Consider the following 11,650-nt stretch of genomic DNA (forward strand, 5'->3'; position numbering starts at 1 on the left):
GGCGTTCAGGCCGTCGGCAGTCTGAAAATCACCCGTCACGCCCCTCTCCGCGGCCACCCCCTGCGCCACCCCCTCCCGCAGCGCGTCCCTCTCGCTAGAGGGGAGGGGCGGGTGGGTGGGGGTGGGGGAGGTGGGGGGCTGAGGGGGCGGGCGCGTGGGCGTTGCCCGGCGCGCCCGCTGAGGGGGGTGCCAGAAGGGGGTGTCAGGTGGGGATGCCCGGGAGGGCGGGGGTGGGGGCGCCCCAGGTGTGGGCGCGGAGGGTGGCTTCGCGGAGGGCGGTGGCGGCGAAGGGGCGGTAGGGGGTGGGGAGGGTGAGGAGCAGGTCGGCGTAGGTGGTGGTCAGGCGGGTTTCCAGGTGGACGGCGAGTTTGGTGGCGTCGGTGGGGGAGGTGACGGGGAAGGGGAGCTGGTAGCCGGCGGCGGCGGGGGTGGGGGCGGCGGTGACGGAGGTGAGGAGGCGTTGCCAGGCGTCGCGTTGGGCCTGGTGGGCGGCGTGGGTGGTGCGGGCGGCGGTGCGCTGGGGGTCGTCGGGGAGGTGGGCGCCGACCACGCCGTAGCCGTAGACGGCGGCGTGTTCGGCGCTGAGGGCGGCTTGGAGGGCGGGGACGGCGGCGTTGGCGTCGGCGGCGCGTTCGGTGGTGCTGCCGGCGGTGGTGGTGCCGTCGGGGGTTTTGACGGGGGTCTGGTCGCCGAGGGCCGCGGCGTGCAGGGCGTTGCCGGCGGAGACGGAGGCGAGCAGGCGGGCGAGGGGCGGGCTGACCTCGTCGAGGCCCTGGAGGTGGGACTCGGCGGTCCGGTGCTCGATGAGGGCCAGCTCGGGGAGGGTGGGGAGGGCGCGGGACGGGGTGCCGGTGGGGGAGGGGCTCGCGCTCGGCAGGCCCTGGGCGAGGGCGGCGCGGTGCCGGGCGGTGTCGTCGCGCAGCGGTTGGAGCAGGGCGGTCTGGGCGCCCGGGGCGGTGAGCAGGCTGTCGTAGGCGCCGAGCAGGAGGTCGGTGTCGGCGATCGCGCGCAGGCGGGCCGGGGTGTCGAGGTCGCGGGGTGGGGTGGGGCCGGCCGGGTGGGCGCCGTGGGGGTCGGCGGTGCAGGCGGTGAGGGTGGTGAGCAGTCCGAGGGCCAGGAAGGTCCGTCGGCTGGGCGGCTGCATCGGGATCACTCCGGGCGGGTACGGGAGGACGGCCTCCCCGCCTGCCCTCGTTGGCGTGAATGATTACAGAATCCCCACGTTCCCGGGTGCGGTTCGGGGATGCCGTGCCGGGTGTGAGCTTGCTCGCAGTGGGTGGCGTGGGCGTGGTCGGCGGAGGTCCGGAATCGGTGGTTGGGGGCTTGACCGGATAGGCTTTGGGCCGAGCTGCCGTGACCCGGTGTGGCACACCGGGGGCGCGGGGCGACCTTCTGACAACAGCAGACGCGGCCGAGGAGTCCACCCGGATGAGCACCACCCACACCGACCGGCTGCGAGCGTTGCTGGAGCCGCTGGCCGAGCAGGCCGGACTGGATCTGGAGGACGTCAGGGTCACCCGGGCGGGCAGCCGTCGGCAGGTGCAGATCGACGTCGACACCGACGGCGGCGTGGACATGGACGCCATCGCCGAGTTCAGCCGGGTGGTCGGTGAGGCCCTGGACGAGTCGGACCTGATGGGGGACGACGCGTACCTGCTGGAGGTCGGCTCGCCGGGTGCGGAGCGTCCGCTGGTCCTGCCCCGGCACTGGCAGCGCGCCGAGGGTCGGCTGGCCAAGATCCACCTGGAGGACGGCGGGGAGATCGTCGCCCGGGTGCTGGAGGCCGACGAGGACGGCGCACTGGTCGAGGTGCAGCCGGTGAAGGGACGCGGCCGTCCGAAGGAGCGCCGTCTGGCGTACGCGGAGGTGGCCCGGGCGCGCGTCCAGGTCGAGTTCAACCGCAAGGACGACGAGCTCCTGGACGAGGCCGCGGACTTCGACGAGGGGGAGGACGGCGCCGAGTGAACCCCCGGTGCCGTACGACCATGACGAACGTGACGAAAGACGAGGAGGCGTAGCCGTGGACATCGACATGAGTGCCCTGCGCACGCTGGTCAACGAGAAGAACATCCCCTTCGACCTGCTGGTCGAGTCCATCGAGTCCGCCCTCCTCACCGCGTACCACCGCACCGAGGGCTCGCGCCGGCGGGCCCGGGTGAACCTGGACCGCAAGAGCGGCCACGTCACCGTGTGGGCGATGGAGGACCCGGCGGAGCTGGACGAGGGCGTCGAGCCGAAGGAGTTCGACGACACCCCGAGCGGCTTCGGCCGGATCGCGTCCAGCATCGGCATCCAGGTGATGATGCAGCGCCTGCGCGACGCCGCGGACGACCAGACCTTCGGCGAGTACGCGGGCAAGGAGGGCGACATCGTCACCGGTGTCGTCCAGCAGGGCAACGACCCGAAGAACGTGCTGGTCGACATCGGCAAGCTGGAGGCCATCCTGCCGCCGCAGGAGCAGGTCCCGGGCGAGGACTACCGGCACGGCACCCGCCTGAAGTGCTACGTGGTGGCCGTGCGCCGCGGCGTGCGCGGGGCCTCGGTGACGCTGTCGCGCACCCACCCCAGCCTGGTGAAGAAGCTGTTCGCGCTGGAGGTCCCGGAGATCGCGGACGGCAGCGTGGAGATCGCGGCGATCGCCCGTGAGGCCGGCCACCGGACCAAGATCGCGGTCTGGTCGCGCCGCCAGGGCCTGAACGCCAAGGGCGCCTGCATCGGCCCGATGGGCTCCCGGGTGCGCGCCGTGATGGGCGAGCTGCACGGCGAGAAGATCGACATCGTCGACTGGTCCGAGGACCCCCGGGAGATGGTGGCCGCCGCCCTGTCGCCCGCACGGGTGACCAGCGTGGAGATCGTGGACGCCGCCCAGCGTTCCGCCCGGGTGATCGTGCCGGACTACCAGCTGTCGCTGGCGATCGGCAAGGAGGGGCAGAACGCCCGCCTGGCCGCGCGCCTGACCGGGTGGCGGATCGACATCCGGCCGGACACCGAGGTCCCCGCCGAGGAATCGCAGGCCCGGTAATCATCGTTGTCGTGTGCGCCCCTGCCGGTCCTCCGGGATCGGCGGGGCGGCGCCATGTCGCTTCGGAGGGGTAGACTTGCCTTCGTCTGGCCGGACGCATGTCCGAGCACGCCCGGAACGCACCTGCGTGGGCTGCCGCAAGCGAGCGGCCAAGCACCAGCTGTTGCGTGTCACGGCGGTCGAGGGCGAGTGCGTCCCTGATCCCCGCGGCGCACTCCCGGGCCGGGGAGCTCACCTGCACCCCGATCCGGCCTGCCTCGACCTCGCGGTCCGCCGTCGGGCGTTCCCCCGGGCCTTCCGGCTCCAGGGCGCGCTCGACACCGAGCGGCTCCGCGGGTTCATCGGGGAGCTGGTGGGCGGAGCCCCCTAGCCGGGCGGCCTCCCGCGACACTCGCCGCTCGCGCGGCGGAGAACCACCGCAACAAGCACAGCGCTCGGGCAGCCGCGCGCCGTGCCACCAGTCAGGTACCTCGCGATGTGGAAGTAGGTCGAGATTGCGATGAGCTCTCGATGAGTACGCGATGAGTACGCGATGGGTACGCCCATGAAGTAGCGACAGTCCGGCGGACGAGACCCCCGGACTCATAGACAGGAGTGAAGTGGCTAAGGTCCGGGTTTATGAACTCGCCAAGGAGCTTGGCTTGGAGAGCAAGGCCGTCATGGCCAAGCTCACCGAGCTCGGCGAGTTCGTCCGTTCGGCGTCCTCGACGATCGAGGCGCCGGTCGTACGCAAGTTGACTGACGCGCTTGGTGTGGCCCCCACCGGTGGTGGTTCCGCTGCCAAGCCGGGCCCGCGGAAGCCCGCGGCGCCCTCCCCCGCGGCCGGCTCGGGTGCCCCGAAGCCGGGCGCTCCGACCCCGGGTCCGCGCCCCAGCGCGACCCCTGGTCCCCGTCCGACCCCGGCTGCCGCCGCGCCTTCCGCGCCGGCCGCCGCCCCTGCGGCCCCCGCGGCCGGAGCGGGTGCCCCGAAGCCGGGCGCGCCGACTCCGGGCCCGCGTCCGGCCGCGCGTCCCGCCGCTCCGGCGGCTCCGGCCGCGCCCGCGGCCGAGTTCTCCTCGCCGGCTCCGGCCGAGGCCCCGCGTCCCGCCGCCCAGGCCCCGCGCCCGAGTGGTGGCCAGGCCTCCGGCGGTGCCCGTCCGGGCCCGCGTCCGGCCGGTCCGCGTCCGGGCAACAACCCGTTCACCTCGGGTAGCGCCACCGGCATGGGCCGCCCCGGCGACCGCCGTCAGGGTGGTCAGGGCGGTGCTCCGCGTCCGGGTGGTGCCCAGGGTGGCGACCGTCCGCGTCCGGGCGGCGACCGTCCGCGTCCCGCCGGTGCCCCGGGTGCCGGTGCGCCGCGTCCCGGTGGCGACCGTCCGCGTCCCGCCGGCGCTCCGGGTGCCGGTGCGCCGCGTCCCGGTGGCGACCGTCCGCGTCCCGCCGGTGCCCCGGGTGCCGGTGCCCCCCGTCCGGGTGGCGCCCCGCGTCCCGACGGCATGCCGCGTCCGGCCGGTCCGCGCCCCGGCGCGCCGTCCCCGTCCGGCATGCCGCGCCCGAACCCGGGCATGATGCCGCAGCGTCCGGCCGGCCCGCGTCCGGGCCCCGGTGGCCGTGGTCCCGGTGGCCCCGGTGGCCGTCCGGGTGGTCCGGGCGGCGCCGGCGGTGCCCGTCCCGGCTTCCAGGGTCGTCCGGCCGGTCCGGGCTCGCGTCCGGCCGGTGGCGGCGGCTTCGGCGGTCCGCGTCCGGGTGGCGGCGCCCCCGGTGGTGGCGGCGGCTTCGGCCCCCGTCCCGGCGGCTTCGGCGGTCGTCCCGGTGGCCCGGGTGCCCGTGGTGGCACGCAGGGTGCCTTCGGTCGTGGCCCGGGCGGTCGCCCGGCTCGCGGTCGCAAGTCGAAGCGGGCGAAGCGCCAGGAGTACGAGGCCATGCAGGCCCCGTCCGTCGGCGGTGTGATGCTGCCTCGCGGCAACGGCCAGACCGTTCGCCTGTCGAGCGGCGCCTCGCTGATGGACTTCGCGGAGAAGATCAACGCCAACCCGGCCGCGCTCGTCTCCGTCATGTTCAACCTCGGTGAGATGGTCACCGCGACCCAGTCGGTCTCCGACGCGACCCTCGAGCTGCTGGCCGGCGAGATGGGCTTCCAGCTGGAGATCGTCAGCCGGGACGACGAGGACCGCGAGCTGCTGGAGTCGTTCGACATCGACTTCGGTGCCAACGAGGGCGACGAGGACCAGCTGGCCCCGCGCCCGCCGGTCGTCACCGTCATGGGTCACGTCGACCACGGTAAGACCCGCCTGCTGGACGCGATCCGCAAGTCCAACGTGGTGGCCGGCGAGGCCGGTGGCATCACCCAGCACATCGGTGCCTACCAGGTGGCGACGATGGTGAACGGCGAAGAGCGCCCGATCACCTTCCTCGACACCCCGGGTCACGAGGCGTTCTCCGCCATGCGTGCCCGTGGTGCCAAGTCCACCGACATCGCGATCCTGGTGGTCGCGGCCAACGACGGTGTCATGCCGCAGACGGTCGAGGCGCTGAACCACGCCAAGGCCGCGGGTGTGCCGATCGTGGTCGCGGTCAACAAGATCGACGTCGAGGGCGCCGACCCGACCAAGGTCCGCGGTCAGCTGACCGAGTTCGGCCTGGTGGCCGAGGAGTACGGCGGCGACACCATGTTCGTCGACATCTCCGCGCGCCAGGGCCTGAACATCGACCAGCTGCTGGAGGCCGTGGTCCTGACCGCGGACGCCTCGCTGGACCTGCGGGCCAACCCCGAGCAGGACGCGCAGGGTATTGCGATCGAAGCCCACCTGGACAAGGGCCGCGGCGCCATGGCGACCGTCCTGGTCCAGCGCGGTACCCTCCGCGTCGGTGACTCGATCGTCGTGGGCGACGCCTACGGCCGCGTCCGCGCCATGCTGGACGAGAACGGCAACAACCTCGCCGAGGCGGGCCCGTCCCGTCCGGTGCTGCTGCTCGGTCTGACCTCGGTGCCCCGCGCCGGCGACAGCTTCATCGTCGTCGACGAGGACCGTACCGCCCGTCAGATCGCCGAGAAGCGCTCGGCCCGCGACCGCAACGCCGCCTTCGCGCAGCGTCGGGTCCGGGTGTCCCTGGAGGACCTGGACAAGGCCATCGCCGCCGGCTCCATCGAGCAGCTCAACCTCATCATCAAGGGTGACGTCTCCGGTTCGGTCGAGGCCCTCGAGGACGCCCTCGTCAAGCTGGACGTGGGCGAGGAGGTCGAGCTCCGGGTCCTGCACCGCGGTGTGGGTGCCATCACCGAGTCCGACGTGGACCTGGCGATGGGCTCGGACGCCATCATCATCGGCTTCAACGTGCGCGCCGAAGGCCGTGCGCGCGCCGCGGCCGACAAGGAAGGCGTGGACGTCCGGTACTACTCGGTCATCTACCAGGCGATCGAGGAGATCGAGAACGCCCTCAAGGGCATGCTCAAGCCGGAGTACGAGGAGGTGCGCCTCGGCGCCGCGGAGATCCGCGAGGTCTTCCGCTCCTCCAAGTTCGGCAACATCGCCGGTGTCCTGGTCCGCGACGGCATCATCCGCCGCAACGCCAAGGCCCGCCTCATCCGCGACGGCAAGGTCGTGGCGGAGAGCCTCACCATCGAGGGTCTGCGCCGCTTCAAGGACGACGCGACCGAGGTCCGCGAGGGCTTCGAGGCCGGTGTCACCCTGGGGTCGTTCAACGACATCAAGGTCGAGGACATCATCGAGACCTACGAGATGCGTGAGAAGCCGCGCGCCTAGTCGGTGTCAGCCGGGGCCGGTCGACGGGTGGTATTTCCGTCGACCGGCCCCGGTCTCGCTGTGTAGGGTCCGGGGTAGTCACACAGTGGCGCCAGCCCGTTTCCGGGCTGCTCCCCGAGGCCTTCCAGGTCGGCGAGACCTGTCATACATGTTCGTGGGAACACTCACCTTCGACCTGCTGCTGGGCGACGTCCACTCGCTCAAGGAGAAGCGTTCGATCGTGCGGCCCATCGTGGCCGAACTGCAGCGCAAGTACAGCGTGTGCGCTGCCGAGACCGGGAACCAGGACCTGCACCGCCGGGCCGAGATCGGCCTCGCGGTGGTCTCCGGCGAAGCCGGGTACGTCGCCGAGGTCCTGGACAGCTGTGAGCGGTTGGTCGCCGGCCGCCCCGAGGTACAGCTCCTCTCCGCGAGGCGGCGGTACCACAACGACGACGACGAATGAGGACCGTGGAGCCGGCCGACGGAAGTCGCCGTTCTCACACGGATCAGGACCGAGAGCGCCCGCAAGGCCGGGCGCGGGCCGGTACTTTGGGGCGTGGGCCCCGACGGGTGCGCAGTTCTCCCGGGTACCGGGCCCATTGCACGAGGAGGCAACGTGACCGACACCGCTAGGGCGCGCAAGCTCGCCGACCGCATCCAGGTGGTCGTCGCCCAGACCCTGGAGCGGCGGATCAAGGATCCCCGACTGGGGTTCGTGACCATCACCGACACCCGGGTGACCGGGGACCTGCGCGAGGCCACCGTCTTCTACACCGTCTTCGGTGACGAGACCGAGCGCGAGGCCACCGCGGCCGCGCTGGAGAGCGCCAAGGGCGTGATCCGCTCCGAGGTCGGCAAGATCGGGGTGCGCTTCACCCCGACGCTGACCTTCGTCGCGGACGCGCTGCCGGACAACGCCCGGAACATCGACGACCTGCTCGACCGGGCCCGCAACTCGGACGCCGCCGTGCGCACCCGGGCCGCGGGGGCGAGCTACGCCGGCGAGGCGGACCCGTACCGGGTTCCGGCGGCCGAGCGTGACGACGAGGACGAGTAGTCATGGCGGGTGAGCCGGCGCAGGCCGCCTCGCGAGCCGGATCGACCACGGGGGCGTCCTCCACCAGCACGGTGGAGGGTGCCCTCGTGGCGCTTCCGGGCCCGCGCGCCGAGGAGAGCGGGTTCGAGCTGCTCTGGCAGCAGGTGGTGGCGGAGATCGGGCGGGCCCGTTCGATCGACCTGATCTGCCACATCTGCCCGGACGGCGACGCGCTGGGCTCCTCGCTGGCGGCGGCGCTGGCGCTGCGCGCGCTCGGCAAGCAGGTGCGGGTCTCCTTCGGCGACGACCCGCAGGTCGTGCCCGAGTCGCTGGCCTTCCTGCCCGGCCAGGAGCTGATCGTGCCGGCCGTCGAGGTGCCGGACGTGCCGGAACTGGTGCTCTGCTTCGACGTGGCCGCGGAGAGCAGGCTCGGCCTGCTGCACGCCAAGGCCTTCGCCGCGCCCGTCCTGGTGGTGCTCGACCACCACGCCTCCAACCCGGGCTTCGGCACCCACCAGCTGATCGACCCGACCGCGCCGGCCACCGCCGTGCTGGTCGACGAACTGCTGCGCCGGCTCGGCGTGGAGCTGGACCAGGAGCTGGCCACCTGCCTCTACACCGGTGTCGCCACCGACACCGGTTCGTTCAAGTACCGGGCCACCACGCCCGCCACCCACGAGCTGGCCGCCCGGCTGCTGGCCACCGGCATCCGGCACGACCTGATCGCCCGGCAGCTGTGGGACACCTCCTCCTTCGGCTACCTCAAGGTGCTCGCGGGCGCGCTCGACCGGGCCGTCTACGAGCCGGAGGCGGCGGACGGGCTGGGCCTGGTGTGGACCTGGGTGCCGTACCAGGACCTCGCGCTGTTCAGCGTCACGGTCGAGGAGATCGAGGGGCTGATCGACATCCTGCGCCGCCCGGCCGAGGCCGAGGTGGCGCTGGTGCTCAAGCAGGACCCGGACGGCACGCTGCGCGGCTCCTCGCGTTCCAAGGGCGCGGTGGACGTCGCCGCGGCCTGTGCCGAACTGGGCGGCGGGGGGCACGTCTTCGCGGCCGGATTCAGCGTCCGGCAGGACGTGGCCGCGGTGGTCGAGCGGTTCCGGGGCGCCCTGCGACCGGTACGTTGATCATCTCTGCTGTTGTTGTTGAGAGAAAGAACCCGATGAAGCGCAAAGGCACCGGCCCGGACGGCCTGGTGATCGTCGACAAGCCTGAGGGCATCACGTCGCACGGGGTCGTCGCCAAGCTGCGGTGGCTGGCCGGGACCCGGAAGGTCGGGCACGCCGGCACCCTGGACCCGATGGCCACCGGCGTCCTGGTGATCGGCGTCGAGCGGGCCACCCGGCTGCTCGGCCACCTGATGCTCACCGCCAAGACCTACGAGGCGACCATCCGGCTCGGCCAGACCACCGTCACCGACGACCGCGAGGGCGAGGTCACCGCCTCGGCCCCGGCCGACGCCGTCACCCGGGAGGCGATCGACGCCGGGATCGCGGCGCTCACCGGCGAGATCATGCAGGTGCCGTCCAAGGTCAGCGCGATCAAGATCGACGGCAAGCGCTCGTACGCGCGGGTGCGCGAGGGCGAGGACTTCGAGCTCGCGGCCCGGCCGACCACGATCCACTCCTTCACCGTGCACGGGCAGCGCGCGGCGGTCGCCGAGGACGGCACGCCGGTGATCGACCTGGACGTCACCGTCGAGTGTTCCTCCGGCACCTACATCCGGGCCCTGGCCCGGGACCTGGGCGCCGGGCTGGGCGTCGGCGGGCACCTGACCGCGCTGCGGCGCACCAGGGTCGGGCCGTACGGGGTGGAGTCGGCGCGCACCCTGGAGCAGCTGGAGGCCGACGTCACCGGCGAGTCCGCCAAGGGTCTCGAGGTGCTGCCGATCGGCGAGGCCGCGGCGGCCGCCTTCCCGCGCTGGGACCTGGACGAGGCCTCGGCGGAGAAGCTGTCGCACGGCGCCCGGCTGAAGGCGCCCGGGATGGGCGTGGACGGGCCGATCGCGGTGTTCGGGCCGGACGGGCGCTTCCTCGCGCTGGTCGAGGAGAAGGGCGGGCAGGCGAAGCCGGTCGCGGTCTTCGTCGGCTGACGCCCCCGCTGTTCGGAGCCCCCGTCGGGAATCGTCCCGACGGGGGCTTTCCCGTTCCCGGACCCCCTTTCACCCGCACGAGGGAGCGCGCGGAGTGAACGCCCGTGGTGAGCGGCGCGGGCGCGGTCGGACCGCCTCCCGCGCGGGCAGGCTCCGGGCGGCGGGCGAGCGACGGTCGAGGGGGCATGGGATGCCGGGGTTTCTGGAGGGCGATCCGGGGCGGTACCTGCTGCGGATCCGCGACCTCAACGGGCGGCTGCACGGCTTAGGGTTCGTCGTCGACCCGCAGGGGGGCGTGCTGACGGCACACGAGAGCGTGGCCGGACTGGACCGGGTCGTCCTGCACACCCCCGGCGGGCAGACCAGGGTGCTCGGCCCGGACGCCGTGCTGCCGTTGCCCGGGCACGGGCTCGCCCTGCTGCGCACCGAGGCGGTCGGCGGGCTGCCGGTGCCGCCGCTGCCGCTGGCCGCCGTCGCGGCCGGGCACGAGGTGCTGCTGCCCGCGCTGGCGGGGGAGGACGGCCGGGTGGTCGCGCTGCGCTGCGGGCTGCTCGGGGTCACCGGCGTGGTGTACGGCGGGCACCGGCTGGGCGGGGTGCTGCTGCTGGACGTGCCGGTGGTCGGCGGGGTCGCGGTGCCGGCCGGCTCGCCGGTGCTGGACGCCCGCAGCGGGGCGGTGGTCGCGCTGGCCGCGCCCGCCCTGCGCGACCCCCGGCACGGCGGGGCGCTGCCGGCCGTGGCGGTGGGAGCGGGCCCCGTGGGCGGGACGGCGGCCGCCGGGGCGCTGGCCGGGCTGCTGGCGAGCAACGCGGCGGCGGTGCCCGGCTACGGCCCGGCGCTCAACCTGGCCGGGGTGCTGCGGCTGACCGCCGCCCAGGTGACGGCCGCCGGTGCCGGGCCGGCCCGGGTGGCCGACCTGGCCGCCGACCGGGTGGACCGGCCGGACGGCCTCGCCGGGGACGAGCCGGCCGCGACCGTCACCGCGCTGGTCGGCGCCCCCGGCAGCGGACGCACCACCGAACTGGCCGCGCTGGCCGCCCGCCGGCACGGCGGCGCCCACCCGCTGCCCACCCTCTGGCTGCGCGGCGCCGACCTGCGGGCCGGGGACCGCTCGCTCGCCGAGCCGCTGGAGCGGGTGCTGGCCGCCGCCGCGGCCGGACTCGGCACCCCGGCGCCCGCGCCGGAGCCGGTGGCGGCGCTGTGCGCGGCGGCGGGACGGCCCCTGCTGGTGGTCCTGGACGGCCCCGAGGAGGCCCCGCTGGCGGTGGACGCGCGCTGGCTGCGCGGCGCCGGCCAGTGGCTGACCGGCTGCGGCGCCCGGCTGGTCACCGCCTGCGGCGAGGAGCTCTGGGAGCGGCTCGCGGCCGAGACCTGGGGGAGCGGCACGCCCGGCCCCCGCCGTACCGCCGAACCGCACCCGGACGGCGATCTGGGCAGCGCCCCCACCGTACGGATGGACGGCCGCGGCCCGGACGGGCCGAGCCTGGCCGGGCAGCGGCTCGGCCCGCTGCCCCCCGAGGCGGCCGAGCGGGTGCGCCGCCGGTACGGGCTGCCGCCGGGTGACCCGGCCGCCGCCGGGGACGGCGGGCACCCGCTGGCCGTCCGGCTGGCCGGGGAGCTGTGGGCCCAGGGGCTGCGCGACGGGCCGGTGCGCCGCGGCGAGCTGTTCGACGCCTTCCTGGACCTGCGCTGCCTGCGGGTGGCCCAGCGGCTGGCCGAGGACGGCCGGCCGCGCCGCCCGGGCGCCCACCGCCGGGGCGCGGTGCGGCCTGTCT

At 74.4% G+C, this 11,650-nt stretch carries 9 protein-coding genes and 1 pseudogene; 9 read left to right on the forward strand and 1 reads right to left on the reverse strand.

Annotated features, from left to right (window positions below; all coding sequences use genetic code 11):
* Window positions 1-202 precede the first annotated feature (202 nt).
* Entirely contained in the window at window positions 203-1,144 is a 942-nt protein-coding gene (locus ACFU7Z_RS26025; protein ID WP_380780011.1) for a ferritin-like domain-containing protein, read from the reverse strand.
* Window positions 1,145-1,428: 284 nt separating this feature from the next.
* Here ACFU7Z_RS26025 and rimP point away from each other — a divergent pair, with 284 nt between their 5' ends.
* From rimP to ACFU7Z_RS26070, 9 genes and pseudogenes are all read left to right on the forward strand, one after another.
* The gene (gene rimP / locus ACFU7Z_RS26030) at window positions 1,429-1,965 is read left to right on the forward strand and encodes a ribosome maturation factor RimP (protein WP_074006402.1); all 537 of its coding nucleotides are present in this window, start codon (window positions 1,429-1,431) and stop codon (window positions 1,963-1,965) included.
* 55 nt (window positions 1,966-2,020) lie between these two features.
* Window positions 2,021-3,022: a transcription termination factor NusA gene (gene nusA / locus ACFU7Z_RS26035; RefSeq protein WP_049659751.1), complete on the forward strand. Its 1,002-nt coding sequence runs from the start codon at window positions 2,021-2,023 to the stop codon at window positions 3,020-3,022.
* A 76-nt stretch (window positions 3,023-3,098) separates the two neighbouring features.
* Window positions 3,099-3,392 carry a YlxR family protein gene (locus ACFU7Z_RS26040; protein WP_074006403.1) on the forward strand — a complete coding sequence of 98 codons (294 nt, stop codon included), beginning with the start codon at window positions 3,099-3,101 and terminating at the stop codon, window positions 3,390-3,392.
* A 229-nt stretch (window positions 3,393-3,621) separates the two neighbouring features.
* A complete protein-coding gene (gene infB / locus ACFU7Z_RS26045) occupies window positions 3,622-6,765 on the forward strand; it encodes a translation initiation factor IF-2 (RefSeq protein ID WP_074006404.1) in 3,144 nt (1,047 codons plus the stop codon).
* A gap of 148 nt (window positions 6,766-6,913) precedes the next feature.
* The gene (locus ACFU7Z_RS26050) at window positions 6,914-7,210 is read left to right on the forward strand and encodes a DUF503 domain-containing protein (protein WP_380780013.1); all 297 of its coding nucleotides are present in this window, start codon (window positions 6,914-6,916) and stop codon (window positions 7,208-7,210) included.
* 153 nt (window positions 7,211-7,363) lie between these two features.
* Window positions 7,364-7,804 (forward strand): 30S ribosome-binding factor RbfA, encoded by a 441-nt coding sequence (rbfA, locus tag ACFU7Z_RS26055; protein ID WP_049658664.1) that lies wholly within the window; start codon window positions 7,364-7,366, stop codon window positions 7,802-7,804.
* Window positions 7,805-7,806: 2 nt separating this feature from the next.
* The gene (locus ACFU7Z_RS26060) at window positions 7,807-8,910 is read left to right on the forward strand and encodes a bifunctional oligoribonuclease/PAP phosphatase NrnA (protein ID WP_079272940.1); all 1,104 of its coding nucleotides are present in this window, start codon (window positions 7,807-7,809) and stop codon (window positions 8,908-8,910) included.
* A gap of 35 nt (window positions 8,911-8,945) precedes the next feature.
* Window positions 8,946-9,875, forward strand: coding sequence for a tRNA pseudouridine(55) synthase TruB (gene truB, locus ACFU7Z_RS26065; protein ID WP_049658666.1), 930 nt, complete (start codon window positions 8,946-8,948; stop codon window positions 9,873-9,875).
* A gap of 295 nt (window positions 9,876-10,170) precedes the next feature.
* Window positions 10,171-11,650, forward strand: a pseudogene (locus tag ACFU7Z_RS26070) (serine protease); the annotation flags it as partial.

It is taken from the genome of Kitasatospora sp. NPDC057518 (assembly GCF_042802075.1).
GTDB lineage: Bacteria > Actinomycetota > Actinomycetes > Streptomycetales > Streptomycetaceae > Kitasatospora.